The following is a 15,915-nucleotide window of genomic DNA, read 5'->3' as shown; positions in this document are numbered from 1 at the left end:
CCCGACTTCGGGCTACGGTACCCTGGCCACTCGATTGTGGGTGCATCGTGTACGCGAATACGGTTGTTCGGATGGGGGTCTCATGCCGGCGCGCTTGACGACGCGGGCGCAGGTCAACGGATACCGTTTCCTGCTTCGGCGGCTCGAACACGCATTGATCCGTCGGGATTCACGGATGATCCACGACCCCATGCGCAGTCAGGTACGGGCCATGCTCGTCGGATTCGTGATCTGCGTGCTGGTGGTGGGCGCCTGCGCCGCGTTGGCGATCTTCAAACCGTCACCGTCACTGGGCAATTCCACGATCATCACCTCGCAGTCCTCGGGAGCGCTGTACGTGCGGTTCAACAACGAGTTGCATCCCGTGCTCAACCTCGCCTCTGCCCGCCTGATTGCGGGCAAACCCGACAATCCCACCAAGGTCAAGGATTCCGACCTCGGATCGTTGCCCGCGGGCCCCACCCTCGGGATCATCGGCGCGCCTGCCTCGATCGCCAAGGCCGACGACCTGAGTCGTTCGGACTGGTCGGTGTGTGATTCGCAGACCCGATCCGGTGACGACACCTCACCGTTTCGCACCGAGACCGTCGTGCTGTCCTCGGTACCGGCTCTCAACGCCGACATCGGCGTCGCCCCGGCCGGTTCGGCTGCCATCGCCGAGGACTCCGACGGTCACCACTTCCTGCTCTACGACGGCAAGCGCGCGCCGATCGATCCGACCGATCCGGTACTGATCAACGCTCTCAAGATCACCGACGCGTCGACGATCCGCGCCTCGGCGGGGCTGCTGCAATCCTTCCGCCCGGTGGCACCGATCAGTCCCATCGTCATTCCCGACGCCGGTCGCCGGTCGTCGTTGTCGTTTCCCGAGCCCGTCGAGATCGGGTCGATCGTCAAGTCGGTCGAATCCGGCGGCACACGACAGTACGTGGTGCTCTCCGACGGTGTGGCCCCCGTCTCCGACGCCACGGCCGACATCATCCGTTACAGCAACGCAGGCCTGCTCGGCGATGCCATCGAGATGCCGCCCGCCGCACTGAATTCGCTACCGCAATCCGCTGCGCTGCCCGTCGACACCACCGACTATCCGTCTCGGGTGCCCCAGTACACGTTGGGCGGCTTCTCTACGATCTGCACGCACTGGTCGGCGCCGAGCCTCTCGCAGAGCCCCACGGTGGAGATACTGGTCGGCAACCGGCTGCCCATTGGTGAGAACGCGCAGCCGAGTGCCCTTGTCAGCGCCGACGGGGACGGTCCGGCCGTCGACGCCGCCTACATTCCCCCGGGTACCGGCGAATACGTGCAGGCCGCCGGTGAGGGACGGGTCGCCGGTCAACTGTTCTACATCTCCGACACCGGATTGCGCTACCCGATCCCGGACCCGAAAACCGCCGATGCACTAGGCGTTTCCGGCGTCCGCAGCGCCGACGGCAAGCAGACCCTGCCGCAGCTCGCGCCGTGGAATGTGGTGTCGCTCCTGCCCGCCGGACCGACCCTGTCGACCGACGCGGCACTCATCGCGCACGGCGGGTATGACGGGGACACCGGCGCGATACCGACGAGCCCGTCGGCCGCGGCCGGCGGGTGAGCACTCAGATGTCGAGTCCGCGCACCCAGCCGTAGATGCCCATGATCCAGGCGGCGAACGGGATGATCAGCCCGATCAGCAGATACTCCAGTAGTTCGACGTAGCGTCGGGCGATCGGCGAGAACTCGAATCGAGGGGCGACGACGCCGGCCGCGAAGACCAGTATCCCCAGCCCGACGGTCAGCAGGAACCCGTACTCGGCCCAATCCTCGAGCAGCAGCACGGATTTGACGATGATGGTCAGTGCGGCGAGCAGGCCGAGACCGACCATCGTCGCAGCCTGGCGCAGATCGTGATGGGTGCGTCCGCGCAGGCACAGTACTGCTGCCGCAAGGGCTGCGAACACCGTTGCCTGCCAATAGAAGTGACCCGTGGAGGTGTCCACGCTGAGATACACTCCGACGACCACGGTGATCGCCGAGCCGACGAGGATTCCGGTCAGATAGGCGTTGGCCCGATCGATCCGTTCGTTGAGGCCGTCGGCGGTCGGTACCGATCGCGAGGTCACCGCGTCGACCCCGTGCACCGTGGGCTCGCCCCGGGTGTCGATGTCGTCGATGGGTTCACCGGCGGTGGGGACCGGGGGGACCGGCAGCTTGGCCAGCGTGATGGTCAGCCTGGGCGCGATCGACACCGCGATCACCGCGACCACCGTCAGCACCGCACCGACCTGACGTTGCGTGACGTCGAAGAGGTTCCAGCACACCGAGGCGACGCCGAGGAACACGGTCAGCGTGATCACCGTGGCGTGTAGCGAGCGATTGACCCCGCTGATCTGGAACGCCAGGAACGAGATCAGTGCCGTGATGCCGAATGCCATCGGTAAGGTCACCGACCCCACCGCACCGGGTAACAGCCGCAACGAGCCGGCGAACACCAGCGGCAGCGCGCATGCGACGGTAGCGCCGGTGGCGTACTCGTCGGACAGGCCGCGCGCGGTGTAGGCGGAGAAGATGATGAGCCCCGCTGCGAACGCCGTGGCCGCAACGGGCACGTACACCGGCGGATTCCCACCGGCGAGAAGCAGTACCAGCAGGCCGATGGTCGCGATGCCCGCGACGCCGAAGGCGGCGACCCGTCGTCGTGCCGTACCCCATTCGGGCATTCGTGTGCGCAGGTGTGCTGCGTTGCTCACGGCCTCGTCCTCGACGTCGTCGAAAAGCATCGTCGGCGGATGTTCGCCGACTCTGCGCACCGACAGGACATCGCCCTCGCGGAACCCGACCTCGTCGAGCGAGTGTGTGTCGTCCACGCCGGGGCGCCCGAGTGCCGCCAGGGTCCACAGGCCCGGGGTGTCGTCGAAGAGTTCGAGGCGTTCACCGTCTATGGGGGCGGCGGCGATGAGACGATCGTTGATCAGCCGCAGGACGTCGGGCATGAATGCCCGGATGTCGACATTTCCCGGAACGCCGACATCCAGGGTCAACGACCCCACGAGCAAGGTCACCCGGGTCAGTTCCGGTTCACTCGCGGACTCCGCTTCGAGGTCGTCGAGTGGCTGCAGCGACGGGGGAAGTGTCATCTGGACGAGTGGTCCTTTCGGCTGATGGCCCTGAGCTTCGCTAACGTCATAGATTACTGGCAGGTACCGATGGGGAGGACCTCAGTTCGGTCAGGGAATCGACACCTGGGTAGCGAGGGGTACGTGGGAACAGAAGGATTTGTGCGGCGGCCGCGGATCGCCGCGCCCAAGACACCGGGCGGCGAGGTCGATCTGCAGGCGCCACCGGAGGTCCCGCGTGTCATCCCGGGCAATCTGCTGATGAAGCTGTTGCCGCTGGTGATGGTCGTCGCGGTGGTGGGCATGATCGCGTTGATGTTCACCGTCGGCGGGCGCAGCCTTGCGACCAACCCGATGATGATGATGTTCCCGATGATGATGGTCATGTCGATGGTGGGCATGTTCGTCGGCGGCGGTAGTCAGCGGGCCGGGAAGGCGGCCGCGGAACTCGACGAGGAACGCAAGGACTACTTCCGATACCTGGGCAATCTCCGTGAGGACGTCGACGCCACCGGCGAGGAGCAGCGCGCGGCACTCGAGTGGACCCACCCGGACCCGCGGATTCTGATCGACTTGGCCGGATCGCGGCGCATGTGGGAACGGCGTCCCGACGACGCCGACTTCTGTCATGCCCGGGTCGGGGTGGGCACCCAGCGACTCGCCACCCGACTGCTGGCACCCGAGACCGGCCCCACCGAGGACCTCGAACCGGTCTCGACGGTGGCGTTGCGCCGATTCGTGCGGACCCATGCGGTGGTGCATTCGTTGCCGACCGCGGTCAGCCTGCGGCGATTCCCGGCGATCAACATCGAGGGTGATCGGGCGATGACGCGGTCGTTGGTGCGCGCAATGGTGGTGGAGCTCTGTCTGTTCCACAGTCCCGACCACCTGCAGATCGCGGTGGTCACCGCCAATCCCGATGGCGCGGTGTGGCAATGGCTCAAATGGCTGCCCCAGGCCCAGAATCCCGCCCACGTCGACGGCATCGGTCCGATGCGGATGGTGTTCTCGTCGCTGTCGAAGTTCGAGGCCGTGATGGGTGCCGAGCTCAGTGAGCGGGGACGATTCTCGCGCAACGCATCTCCGAACCAGACGGTCAAACAGATGATCGTGGTCCTCGACGACGGTTACGTCTCCGGTGACGAGCGTCTGGTCACCGAGGCCGGTCTGGAGTCGGTCACCGTGCTCGACCTCAACGCGCCCAAGGACGGACTCGCGGCGCGACGCGGCCTGCAGTTGCTCGTCGACGCCGACACGATCGCAGCGCGCGGGCCGGCCGGGGTGGAGACCTTCGGGGTGCCCGATGCGCTCAGCGTCGCCGAGGCCGAGGCGGCCGCCCGGCGGATCGGGCGGTACCGGCCTGCCAACGCCGCCCAGCACATCGTCAGCCTGGAGGCCGAGGTCCGTGGCAACGCGATCGATCCCGGCTTGATGGCGATGCTCAAGATCCCCGACGCCGCCCAGATCATCCCCGAAGAGATCTGGCGGCCGCGTTCGCCGCGCGAACGCCTGCGCGTTCCGATCGGTATAACCCCCAACGGTCAGCCCATGGAACTCGACATCAAGGAGGCCGCCGAGTACGGCATGGGCCCACACGGCTTGTGCATCGGCGCAACGGGTTCGGGCAAATCGGAATTCCTTCGCACGTTGGTGTTGTCGATGATCACCTCGCACTCACCGGAGGCGCTCAACCTGGTTCTCGTCGACTTCAAGGGTGGAGCCACCTTCCTCGGATTGGATCAGGCGCCGCACGTTGCGGCAGTGATCACCAACCTCGAAGAAGAGATCACCATGGTCGACCGCATGCGTGATGCGCTTTCCGGAGAGATGAATCGACGTCAGGAACTGCTGCGTCGCGCCGGGAACTACGCCAACGTGGGCGATTACGAACGGGCACGGGCCAACGGAGCACCCCTGGACCCGCTGCCCGCATTGTTCATCGTCGTCGACGAGTTCTCCGAGCTCCTGTCCCAAAAGCCGGATTTCGCCGAATTGTTCGTGATGATCGGTCGATTGGGCCGTTCGCTGCACATGCATCTGCTGCTGGCTTCTCAGCGCCTCGAAGAGGGCAAACTTCGCGGGCTGGACTCACACCTGTCGTATCGGATCGGCCTGAAGACGTTCTCCGCCGGCGAATCCCGGCAGGTCCTCGGGGTGCCCGACGCCTATCACCTGCCGTCGGTGCCGGGCTCGGCATTCCTCAAGTCCGACGCCGACGAACCCAAGCGATTCAACACCTCGTACGTGTCGGGGCCGTATGTGAAGCCCCGCGCGCAGCTCGGCGGTGCTCGGCATTCGGAGTTGGGAGCGCTTGCGCCCAAACTGTTCACGGTCGGTCACGTGGACAAACCGGCGGTGCCCGAGGCTTCTTCGACGCTCACCGCCGCCGAGCAGGCCGACCTCGACCGCTACGAGTCCGAACTCAAGGCAGCCGAAACCGGCAACACGCCCTCGCTGCTCGATGTGGTGGTCGCGCGGCTGAAGGGACATGGACGGCCCGCACACGAGGTGTGGTTGCCGCCGTTGGACGACAGTCCCGCGGTCAACGAGTTGCTGCCCGGCCCCGACTGGCGCGATCCGGCGAACATCAACGGGGCCCTGTGGATGCCGATCGGCATCCTCGACCGCCCCTACGATCAGCGCCGCGACGTGTTGAGTATCGATTTGTCCGGTGCTGCAGGCAATGTGGCGATCGTCGGCGGACCGCAGTCCGGCAAGTCCACCGCGCTGCGCACGATGATCGCCGCGGGCGCACTGACCCACACACCCGAGCAACTCCAGTTCTACTGCCTGGACTTCGGTGGTGGCACGCTGGTGAGTCTGCAGAATCTCCCGCACGTCGGCGGTGTCGCCGGGCGAATGGACCGCGACAAGGTCAACCGCACGGTCGCCGAGGTCTCCACGGTGCTGCGCGAGCGCGAAGAACGTTTCCGCGAGTTGGGTATCGAATCGATGCGGGACTTCCGGCAACGCAAGGCGCGCCTGGCCGCCCTGTCGCCGGCCGAGCGCGCCGCGGACCCGCTCAGCGCCGATCTGCACGGCGACGTCGTCCTCGTCGTTGATGGATGGGCCTCGGTCCGCAGCGACTTCGAGGCGCTGGAATCCCAACTTGTCGATATCGCTCTGCAGGGTCTGTCCTACGGTGTGCACCTTGCCGTTTCGGCGTCGCGATGGATGGAGATCCGGGCGAACGTGAAAGACATGCTCGGTACCCGCATCGAGCTGAAACTCGGTGATTCGTCCGACTCGGAGATGGGGCGCAAAGCACAGGAGGCCATTCCGGAGAATCGGCCGGGACGGGGGATCGGGCGTGAGCGTCTGCACCTGTTGATCGGCCTGCCGCGCATCGACTCCGACTCGTCGGTGGACTCCCTGCCCGAGGGGGTGCAGACCATGGTCGCCCAGATGACCGAATTCTACGGCGCCCGGCGCGCACCGCAGGTCCGCACGCTACCCGATCGACTCGACCCGGTACCGGTGCTCGCGCGCGCGGAGCGGGAGGGCTCGCTCTCCAAGTCGCGCATCGTGATCGGCATCGACGAGGCGGCACTCGCACCGGTCGTCGTGGACTTCGAGGCGCAGGCGCACCTCGTCGTGTTCGCCGAGGCCGAGGCGGGTAAGACAACCCTGTTGCGCAACATTGCCGAAGGTGTTGTGCGCAACGCCACGCCAGACGAGGCGAAGGTCATCATGATCGACTACCGCCGTGGACTGCTCGGTGTGATGGAGGGTGAGCAGCTCGGCGGTTACGCCACCGCCGAGGACTCGGCGACCAAGATGATGGCCAATCTCGCCGGCCTGCTCAAACTCCGCCTCCCACCCGACGACGTCACCCAGCAGCAACTCAAGGAGCGCTCATGGTGGTCGGGCCCCGATGTCTACCTGCTCATCGACGACTACGACCTGATCGTCACCGCCACCAACAACCCGTTGGCGCCCGTGGTGCCCTACCTGCCGCAGGCCCGCGACATCGGCCTGCGGGTGGTGGTGACGCGCCGGGTCGGCGGAGCCGGCCGCGCCCTGTACGACCCGTTTGTCGGACGCCTGAAGGACTTGTCCTGCAACGGCCTGATCATGGGTGGTACAAAAGACGAAGGTCCGTTGCTGGGCAACTTCCGGCCGCATCCCATGCCGCCGGGACGAGGCATGTTCATCTCGCGGACGCAGAGTTCGGGGATGATCCAGTTGATGATGTGACGACGGGGAGGGGTTAGCTGTGACCGAGAACCAGATGGGCAAGATGGCCAACGACAAAGGCCTGGGGCTTCATTTGTTCCCAGCCGTCGAAGGCCAAGTCGATCAAGCGCTTTCAGATATCAAGAACTTCTTCGGAAAAAGCATGTCGACGTTGGTCCCCGATCTCGGTGATGCGCTCGGTAAGGCATTGGACGGACAGAGCGCCAAGGGACGCCTGCAGGGTTTGTTGACCGATCTGGATACACAACGGCACCACCAGTCGGACATGGTGGATGACACCAAGCTGCTGATCGACAGCGCGCTCAAACACGTGCGCGATGCCGACGGGCCGAGGTAGTGGGCGAGGAGACCCGGACGTCGATCAGTGTGCCGTCGGTTCCGACGGCCGTCCGTAACACCCTCGACACCCTGATTTCGCTGCAGAACGCGACGCAGCGAAAGCCGGGGACGGACACGCAATCGTTGGCGGTCAATCATGAGAATTGGGACTCCAAGACGTTCTTGCAGATGCGTGATGTCAAGGACAGCCTCAATGCGGGCACGGTGCGCGCCGTTGCAGCCGGCTGGAAGACCCTCGGTTCAGAATGGGCCGACGCGATGGAATCGTACAAGAAGAACATCGCAGATGTGACCAGTGGTGATTGGACGGGTGATGCGGCATCTGCCGCCAACGGCGCCGTGAGTTCTTTCGTCGGTGAGTTCCCGCAGAGCATTCGGGAGTTCGGCGGTTCGTTGTCCGACAGGCTGACCCATCTCGCGGAGAATTTCGACCTCGTGGTGTCGAACTTTCCGGAAACACCGGAGTCGCGCTATCAACACCACGAGTTCAACAACGAATCGATGGCGGAAGTTCGCAACTACTATTCCTACGACGAAGTGGTGACAGAAAATACTTATACCGGAGGCTATACCTGGAAGTTCGCCGATATGGACGGCGACGAGAACTCGCCTTTTGATGATCTGAAGAAGATACTCGACGATTCGTATGCGGCCGCGACGAAGGCCAAAGAATTGTTGACCACCAACTACTCGCAAGCGCTCGATGCCGTCCTACAGAATATGCCGACCATGGCCCCAGCCAGTGGTAACCCGACAGGCGGGTTCGACAGTGGGCCCATGGGCGGTGGTGCAGGTGGCGGCGGTGGCGGAGCAGGTGGCGGGGGAGGCGGGGCCCCGCACCCGGACGTCTCCAAAGCTGTGAACCGAGCACTCGACGACATCAAACGCCAGCAGGTAACCCCTGCGTCGGGTTCGGAGAATCCGATGCAACAGGTTGCGAACACCGCGGGCCAGGCATTGAGTTCATTGGGTTCGCAGGCAGCGCAAGGGGTCCAGCAAGCGCTCTCCCAAGCCGAACAGACCGCGCAACAGGCGGCACAACAAGCAGCGCAGCAGGTTTCGGCGACAGCACCAACCGGCGAGGCATCGGGGTTCTCCGGAATGGTGAGTCCGGCGGCACTGCGCTCCGGCGCCGGGGGCGGTGGCGCAGGCAAAGGTGGCGGTGGAGCTGGTAAAGGCGCCGGAGGCGGCGGTGGCGCGCCCGGCGGAGGGACCCCGGAGAAGCCCACGGAACGCACCACCAAAGCCGGAACCACTTCATCTGAGCAATCGACGACTGCGCGTCCAGCCGCAGGCATCGCACAAACATCACAGGGGACGGGGACCTCGGGTGCAGGAGCGCCCGGCGCGGGAGGTCGGGGAGCGGGTGGTGGCGGAGACAAAGTCCACAAGGTACTCAAGGCATTGCGTACACGTGTCAATGGAGAGGCGATCGTCGGTGTCGCCGAAGACGACGCAGCGCCCGTGACCACGGACGACAACGGCGAGAATCCCGGTCCGGACGGAGGGGTACGCGCCTGATGGTCTCGGCGGTGTGGCGGATGAGTCCGGTTGCGTTCAAAGAAATGTGGGAGCAGTTCCACTACGATCGGCTTCCCTATCCGATGCAGGTTCGATCGACGTCGCCCACACTGGGCGAATACGCTGACGAACGAAGTGTGGCGCTCCAAGAGGCGCACAGAACACTCACCGAATGGTACGAACCCGCGCTCACGGCTCTGACCAATCCCGAGGTTCGTATCGAGATCTTCGGCTCGCGGAGGGGGGTCCCGATTCGCCTGCATGTCGGTGTCCGTGGCGAGATCGCCTGCATCGCAGCTCAACAGCCGGGAGTCGATGAAGACGCTGGTGGTGAAGTGGGGTTGCGTGCCGTACATTCGTCGGACGTGGGTCGAGCGCTCGCGGCCACTCTCGCGGTCGTACCCGGTCAACCGCAGCGTGAGTGGCGGTTCACGGGAGGCCGCTCGACGGCAGACGAGCAGGCCAAAGAGCGTGAATTGGCCACAATGTTCGCCGGCGGATTGGATGCCGTCATTCCGGTGGGTATTCTCGCCGGCCCGGCCATTGATTGGCGTAGCGACGACAGTTCTCACACCTTCGACATCGTGAGTGTTCGCGACCATGGCGACCTGATCGTCAACCGGGCTGCCAGACAAGTGGTCTCAGCGACTCCGGAGCGCACGGCGAAGGCATTCGACACCTACGTCGCCGCCGTCAGGAAGATCTACGAAGGTCGCCGTTGAGGTGACTCAGTTCGACGGCAACGTCATGCTGGGGTAGGTGATGTGAGGGCGTAGCGGCCGCATGGACACGGTCCACCCGCCGTCGGTCACCTGAACCTTGATGGTTTGCGCGGACTCACCGACCACCTCGGCGGTGCAGGTGAAGCTCGCCCCGACCGTGGTGGGTGGTTGTTGCGGGCAGGTGATGGAGCTGACGTTGCCTGCGCCGTAGACGGACTTCGCATCCATCGTGACCTCGCTCATCAACTCGGCGCGATCGTGACTGCTGGATTGGTCGCCGCCACTTCCGATCAGCAGCACCACCACCGTCACCACCACTGCGGTGATCACTGCCACCGCAACCACGATGCCTCCGATGATGAGCGGCTTCCGGTTCTTCTTAGGATGTTGCGGCGCAGGCCACGCAGAACCACCCGGCCCGGTGTGAGGTCCCCAGCCCGGACCGCCCTGTGGAGACTGGGGAGCGGGCCCGAATCCGGTCGACGGTCCTGCGGCGTGACCTTGTTCGTGGTACGGACCCGTCATGACATTCCCCCAAGCACGTCGGCATTCTGTGGTCTCGGGTGTCCAACGCACCTCGCCGACCGGCGCCGAGATTACCAGCGTCCCAAGCATTCAGCGCCGTGAGGTCCACAAGCCGTCCGCGGGTCCGGCATCTACGGCATTTCCGACGTCTCGCCGGTATCGGTGACGTGAACGACGTGACTGTCGTGCCCGGCGCGGGCGTGCACGCGATATCCGGCGGCCACCCGCTCGATCATCAGATGTCGGGGGTCAGCCTCGATGTTCCGACAGGCCAACCAGATCAGGGCCGCATCGGTCGCGGCGGCCGGTGCGAGTACGGGTGCGGTGGCGGGAGGAACGACGCCGGTGGCGCAGAACCGGACTGCCCAAGGCGGCAAGTCGATTCCGTTGACCTCTGCGTCGGCACGATAATCGCTGGGACGCATCAGGTCCACCGGCGGTGGTGCGATCTCGGGCGATGTCGTGAGGAACGTGCTGTCGTCGTGGGTGATGCAGACTTCGGCTCGCCACCAGGGCATTCCGTTGCCGGCGTCGAGGGTGCGGAGCCGGTGCAGCGCGGGTATCCGCACCGGGGCGCAGATGCCGACGTCGCCTCCGGCGCGCGTGACCCGCAACGTGGCGCGGGCTGCTCCGGCTGCGGCGCACAGGGTTCCGGTGATCGACGTCCAGCCGGGCGGTGCGGCGCGGATGAGGCTGTCGAGTATCGCTTGTCGAAGTGCCGATGCCGACTCGGTGATGTCGACGCGCTGGGTGCGCAGCCAGTCGACGACGAAGCAACCTCGGAGCTCTTCGTGATCGACTGGCATCCCGATGGTCGCCAGCAGCCACGGAAGATGTTGGGCATCATGGGTTCCTATGGTGTGACCGGCTCCGGGAAGGCAGCCGGCGAGAAGCGATCCGGTACGTGCCGGGTCGTGGAGCCCGACCCGATTCATGCTCATGGCCGCGATACCCAGAACGCCCTCGACGGTGGGCCGGCCATCGAGTAGTTCGTCGATGCGCACGCGCACCGCGCGGATCGCGACTTGCAGCATCTCATCGATATCTGTGGGGGAGTGGCGGTCTCGGATGGTGTTCCACCGCGCATTGCGCTCGCCCGGGGCGCAGCCCGCCGCCAGTACGGCCAACTCTCGCAACCATCGGTCGGCGACCACCGGATCGATGACGGCACTCACCGCACGTGGTCTTCGATCGCGGCGGACCATGCCGGCTCGGCGCGGAGCCGGAAGTCGAGGAAGTCGGCGTCGTCGACGGGGGCGAGGAATCCGCAGAAGAACATCATCGTCTGTGCGCGAGAAGCCCATTCGGGACAATCACGCAGACGCAGACCGGTCCGGATGAGGTCGGCGGCGTGCTCGGGTTCGAGGGTGGGTGCGCCGAGAAAGCGCCGCAGATGCGGGGCGACGGTCGCTGCCGCGCCGGCCAGCGTCGCCGCCGCCGGGGCATCACCGAGCGCGACGCGCAGAAGTGTCTCACCGATCATCGTCACCTGCACCGCCACTTCGGGGTCGAGGCGTCGCGAGAGCGCGCCGAAGCCGTCGGTATCGTCGGAGTTGACCGCAGACCGGATGCGGTACACCGCATCCCATCCTCGCTCGGAGAACACACCGACCCCGCTCACCTCAGTCCGGCTTTCGGGGGCCGATGATCGCGGCGGGCCGAACCCACGGGTCGCCGGTGGTGGAGTCGTAGCCATGACGCTGTTCGAAGGCGACGCGGAACTCTTCGTCGGAATGTGCCGGGAGCCCTGCGCGCGTGGGATAGATCCGACAGTCGTCGCCGACGTAGAACCGTGGTGAACCGACGATCAATTGATCGAACGGGGTGTCCGGTGGCTGGTACATGAACACCCGATAGCCGACCGGCAGCCGCACCGCGACGAGCATGCGGGTGTTGAACCGGGGTCCGAGACCTCGTTCGGCTGCCTTGCGCCGAACGATGTCGAGTGCCTCGGCGGGCCCGGCGACCGGCCGTTGCCCCGAGCCGTAATCGATGGTGCCGTCGGTCAGATAGCTGCGGAGCCAGCCGGGGGTGTCCTCGGCCAACGGTCCAGGTGGTAGCTCTGCATAGAAGTCGCTGATACGCAACAACTGTGAGGGGTGCGGCGTCGTGTTGCGGTTCATCACTGCCAACTCGGCACCGGTGTCGGAGGCTTCAATGTGCCCGAGCCATGACAGTCCATGCGCCTCGCGGTATCCGATGAGGTCGGGCATGAGGATGAGTGTGGTGAAAACCGCCTCGGATTCGGCCGGCGTCGTGACGGACAAGTTGGCCAATAGCTGACCCGTCGCCATGGTCACCGTGCCCTCGAAGCTGATCCAGTCCTCGGGGCATGCCCGGTCCAGGGAGCCGAGGATCAGCATCACGAAGTCTTCGCCGGTGAAGTCCGCGCCGGAAGTGATGTTGTCGTGGCGCCACCTGCGCAGTGACTGTTCTCGGGCTCCTTCCGGATCGGCCGGGAGTTTGAGCCCCCACACCAGCTCGAGGAGCGCGACGACATCCGGGCTGGTCACGGCGGCCTCGTCGTGCGAGGCGATCGCCGTGAGCAGTCGGTAGAGGTGTGCGCGCGTGTAGCCCTCCGGTAGGAGCAGTTGGTGCTCGAGCAACCCGGCGATGAGCCATAGCTGGTTCTCCGTCGGGTTGCCGTCGCACATGCGTTGCAGGCGGACCTGCAGAGCGGTCATCGCGACGGCAATCATCACCTCGCCGTCACCGTCGGGCAGGGTCAGCAAGTCCTCTTCGATCGGCCACCGATCTCGTTGCCCCCGAGCCGAACTCACGAGCGTCAAGACCGACCAGGCCCTGTCGAAGCTCAGCGGTGAGGGCATCATGACTCCATCGCCCCGGCCCACACCGGCTCGAGGTCGTCGCGTAGCCGGTCCTCGGCGGCGCCGTCGGGCATCAGGAATCCGACCAGCGTCGCGAGGATCACCGGTCGGTCCACCCAGTCGGGCAAGGGATTTCCGGCCAGTAGGGGCACGAGGATGTCGACGACGTGATTGACGGTCAACGCATGACGGGTGTCGAAGCGCGCGAGGTGACGGTGCAGGGTGCGCGCGGTCAGTCGTATCGTCTCCGGCGACGGATGGGTACCGGTGTACTGCGCGAGCAGGGTGGGTGCCATCATGCCCAACTGTCGAGCCTGCTCGACGTCGACCTGCCCGACCAGCGCGGAGACCGCGTCGACGTCACCGTCCCGGACCGCGGCGCGCAGGTCGTAGACCATCTCCCATCCCGCGTGCGGGAATACCGAGTGGGCGGTGCTCATGCGGTCACCCTATCCAGTTCTGCTGCTGGGTGGCGCAACGCGTCACCATGATTGGGCGAGATCGAGGACGGTGAATCCCTCCGCCGACGAGGCCGGGGGATGCGGCAGCGAGGCCAGCAACTCGGGGCGGATGTCGCCGGAGCCGACCTGCCCGACGTAGTCGATTGCGGCCTGCGCGCTCACCTCGATGCCGGCCTGGGCCAAGGTCGAGCGGACCAACTCGGCGGTCGTCGTGGAGGTCCAGACCCCGGGGACGGCAGGCGTGAGCTCGGCGATCGGGGTCCATCCCGGAGGGCCGGTCAGGTGCGCTCGGGACCACCGGCCCTGGGACCACCAGTAGCAGAAGGTCAGCATCCCGGCGGCCGCGCGCTCGTCGAGGACGATGTTGCTGACCCAGGCGGGCGCGCCGCGATAGAAGTCGGGTGGTTCGAGATGTCCGAGGTACGCGGCGGTCATCAGCGCCGAATGATCGGAGCCGCCGGAGAGCACGGCTCGACCGCGGGGCAGTCGGGTGAGCGTGCAACCGCCGAGTTCGCCGCGGAAGATCCCGACCGAGCTCGTCATGCGCGGCCCGTCGAAGGCATCGACCGCGGCGAAGATCGCCGACAGCGCGGCAAATCGCGGCCACAGCAGGGGCAGCGGCGGCAATTCATCGGCAGGGTGCACGCACTCTGCCGGCGGTGCTTCGGCGGCCACCGACGCCGCACGCAGCTGGGCGCCGGTGGCGTGGACATGTGCGAGTAACCACAACGGGGTGGCAACCCCGGCGGACATGCTGACGTCGGTCAGGTAGCTGGCCGGTGGGAACAGCAGATGGTCGGGCGGCGCGCCGACGAAGCCGTCGAATGCCGCGATCTGTGGTTGCTGTCCGCGATTCTCGGTGATCCGCAGCCACATCCACGGCGCGTCGCCTGCGGTGAGTTCGCGGTGTGCCGCGGCGGCACGCAGCACCGCCGGATCAACGGTGAGCGGCAGCAGTCGTCCGTCGGGCATTTCGACGGCCGCTCGGGTGCGGTGCTCGTTGGCGGCGATGGCGATCTCGGCGATATAGAACGACCAGGCCGGCGGCAGCGTGTCATGCATTCCACCGACAACCTCACCGAGGAGCATCTCGGGGCTGCGGTCGACCCCCGCGCGGGCGGCCGGTGGCTCGGCGTCGCCGCCCATGTCACGGAAACCCCAGTCCAGCGACACGTCGTCGGCGGATTCGGGGGTCGGCGATGAGGTCATGGGTCTCCCTCGGGACGCGTGTTCGGTGGTGGTCGGACGTCGTGATCGTAGGGTCTGGCGTGTCGGGCGGCTAGCGGCGGTCATTCGCCTGTGAAAGTATTGCGGCCAACTGTGCAGAGCACCTACTTGGGGGACGTGTGACGACGGCGGACGACGGACTCGGGTTCGATTTCCACGAGCTGATGGCCAGCGCACAAGAGCAACTCACCGCGATTCGGGAGGTGCAGCGGCGCCGGGCCCAGCTGATGGCACATGCCACCGTCGCCGACCGGACGGTCACGGTGCACGTCAACGCCCAAGGCGTGGTGATCAAGACCGAGATCGACCCCGACTTCCTCGACGATCACGATCTCGAGGATCTGTCGGGGTTTGTCACCCAGGCGGCCCAACAGGCCGCCGCAAAGGTCGCCCGTGAAGGTGAAGCCCTGATGGAATCGGTGCGACGAGCGGGCGCGGCACTTCCGTCGCTGTCCGAAGTCATCGACGGCGCACCCGATTTGCGTGATTTCGCGATCACTCCCGAACAGATCTCGACGGCGCCACCGGGCTCGGCCGAGCGGTCGACGGCCCGACATCCGGGCGCCGGTCGCTGGACGTGACCCGACGACGAACACCCCATCCGCCCGCGGCCGGCGCACAGTGATGTCCACCGGCATCGACACCCCGAAGGAACGACCATGGCTGACCTAGGAGTCACACCCGCGGCATTGCGTGCCGCCGCTGCGCATCTCGCCGCCACGAGCAGTAATCTCGGCGAGGTGTTGTCGAGTCTCGAGTCCAGTCTGGCCGGCGAAGGCGCGCCGTGGGGCGACGACGAACCCGGCACCCAGTTCGCCACCGGCGGTGCGGGCGGCGGCTATCTGGGGCAGAAGCAGAGTGTGTCCGAAGCGATCTCGGCGAAGGTCGACCTGCTCACCACCTACTCCGAGGGATTGCGGAACACCGCTGACAACCTCGAGGGCGGCGACACGGCCGGGACGTGAACCTCAGCGCTGACCACCGCCGCGAGACCGGGGCCGCCCTA

Annotated in this window: 14 protein-coding genes; 7 read left to right on the top strand and 7 right to left on the bottom strand. The window is 66.0% G+C overall.

All coding sequences use genetic code 11. From position 1 onward, the window contains the following. Positions 1-82: 82 nt before the first annotated feature. Positions 83-1,588: a type VII secretion protein EccB gene (eccB, locus tag GOPIP_RS26005; protein ID WP_006372857.1), complete on the top strand. Its 1,506-nt coding sequence runs from the start codon at positions 83-85 to the stop codon at positions 1,586-1,588. A gap of 4 nt (positions 1,589-1,592) precedes the next feature. Here the strand turns inward: eccB and eccD are convergent, their stop codons facing one another. Then, positions 1,593-3,110 (bottom strand): type VII secretion integral membrane protein EccD, encoded by a 1,518-nt coding sequence (gene eccD, locus GOPIP_RS26000; protein ID WP_006372856.1) that lies wholly within the window; start codon positions 3,108-3,110, stop codon positions 1,593-1,595. A gap of 123 nt (positions 3,111-3,233) precedes the next feature. Here eccD and GOPIP_RS25995 point away from each other — a divergent pair, with 123 nt between their 5' ends. Genes GOPIP_RS25995 through GOPIP_RS25980 form a run of 4 tightly spaced genes read left to right on the top strand, consistent with a single transcriptional unit; the run spans position 3,234 to position 9,868 of the window. After that, positions 3,234-7,286, top strand: coding sequence for a type VII secretion protein EccC (locus GOPIP_RS25995; protein ID WP_035728889.1), 4,053 nt, complete (start codon positions 3,234-3,236; stop codon positions 7,284-7,286). A gap of 19 nt (positions 7,287-7,305) precedes the next feature. After that, entirely contained in the window at positions 7,306-7,623 is a 318-nt protein-coding gene (locus GOPIP_RS25990) for a hypothetical protein (RefSeq protein ID WP_006372854.1), read from the top strand. Then, positions 7,623-9,146 carry a PPE domain-containing protein gene (locus GOPIP_RS29765; RefSeq protein ID WP_006372853.1) on the top strand — a complete coding sequence of 508 codons (1,524 nt, stop codon included), beginning with the start codon at positions 7,623-7,625 and terminating at the stop codon, positions 9,144-9,146. Before GOPIP_RS25990 ends, GOPIP_RS29765 begins: the two co-directional genes overlap by 1 nt. A 20-nt stretch (positions 9,147-9,166) precedes the next feature. Beyond that, a complete protein-coding gene (locus GOPIP_RS25980) occupies positions 9,167-9,868 on the top strand; it encodes an ESX secretion-associated protein EspG (protein WP_231386632.1) in 702 nt (233 codons plus the stop codon). 6 nt (positions 9,869-9,874) lie between these two features. On the opposite strand, the gene GOPIP_RS25975 is transcribed toward GOPIP_RS25980, so the two are convergent. The 6 genes from GOPIP_RS25975 to GOPIP_RS25950 all read right to left on the bottom strand — a co-directional run bounded on the left by GOPIP_RS25975 (position 9,875) and on the right by GOPIP_RS25950 (position 14,891). Then, positions 9,875-10,204 (bottom strand): DUF4333 domain-containing protein, encoded by a 330-nt coding sequence (locus GOPIP_RS25975; RefSeq protein ID WP_231386633.1) that lies wholly within the window; start codon positions 10,202-10,204, stop codon positions 9,875-9,877. A gap of 320 nt (positions 10,205-10,524) precedes the next feature. Beyond that, entirely contained in the window at positions 10,525-11,568 is a 1,044-nt protein-coding gene (locus GOPIP_RS25970) for a hypothetical protein (protein ID WP_006372850.1), read from the bottom strand. After that, complete coding sequence (locus tag GOPIP_RS25965; RefSeq protein ID WP_244421228.1) at positions 11,565-11,999, bottom strand: hypothetical protein; 435 nt, start codon at positions 11,997-11,999, stop codon at positions 11,565-11,567. The genes GOPIP_RS25970 and GOPIP_RS25965 overlap by 4 nt, the downstream gene beginning before the upstream one ends. A gap of 16 nt (positions 12,000-12,015) precedes the next feature. After that, entirely contained in the window at positions 12,016-13,221 is a 1,206-nt protein-coding gene (locus tag GOPIP_RS25960; RefSeq protein ID WP_006372848.1) for a hypothetical protein, read from the bottom strand. After that, complete coding sequence (locus GOPIP_RS25955) at positions 13,221-13,661, bottom strand: hypothetical protein (protein WP_006372847.1); 441 nt, start codon at positions 13,659-13,661, stop codon at positions 13,221-13,223. The genes GOPIP_RS25960 and GOPIP_RS25955 overlap by 1 nt, the downstream gene beginning before the upstream one ends. A gap of 42 nt (positions 13,662-13,703) precedes the next feature. Then, positions 13,704-14,891 carry a hypothetical protein gene (locus GOPIP_RS25950; RefSeq protein WP_006372846.1) on the bottom strand — a complete coding sequence of 396 codons (1,188 nt, stop codon included), beginning with the start codon at positions 14,889-14,891 and terminating at the stop codon, positions 13,704-13,706. Positions 14,892-15,028: 137 nt separating this feature from the next. Here GOPIP_RS25950 and GOPIP_RS25945 point away from each other — a divergent pair, with 137 nt between their 5' ends. Together GOPIP_RS25945 and GOPIP_RS25940 are read left to right on the top strand one after the other, a co-directional pair. Beyond that, positions 15,029-15,490, top strand: a complete 462-nt coding sequence (locus tag GOPIP_RS25945; protein WP_006372845.1) for a YbaB/EbfC family nucleoid-associated protein — start codon at positions 15,029-15,031, stop codon at positions 15,488-15,490. 78 nt (positions 15,491-15,568) lie between these two features. Continuing rightward, positions 15,569-15,874 (top strand): hypothetical protein, encoded by a 306-nt coding sequence (locus tag GOPIP_RS25940; RefSeq protein WP_006372844.1) that lies wholly within the window; start codon positions 15,569-15,571, stop codon positions 15,872-15,874. Positions 15,875-15,915: the final 41 nt, after the last annotated feature.

Source organism: Gordonia polyisoprenivorans NBRC 16320 = JCM 10675, assembly GCF_000241325.1.
Classification (GTDB): domain Bacteria; phylum Actinomycetota; class Actinomycetes; order Mycobacteriales; family Mycobacteriaceae; genus Gordonia; species Gordonia polyisoprenivorans.
Note: the sequence above shows the minus strand (reverse complement) of the source record. Positions and strands in the feature narration are given on the sequence as shown.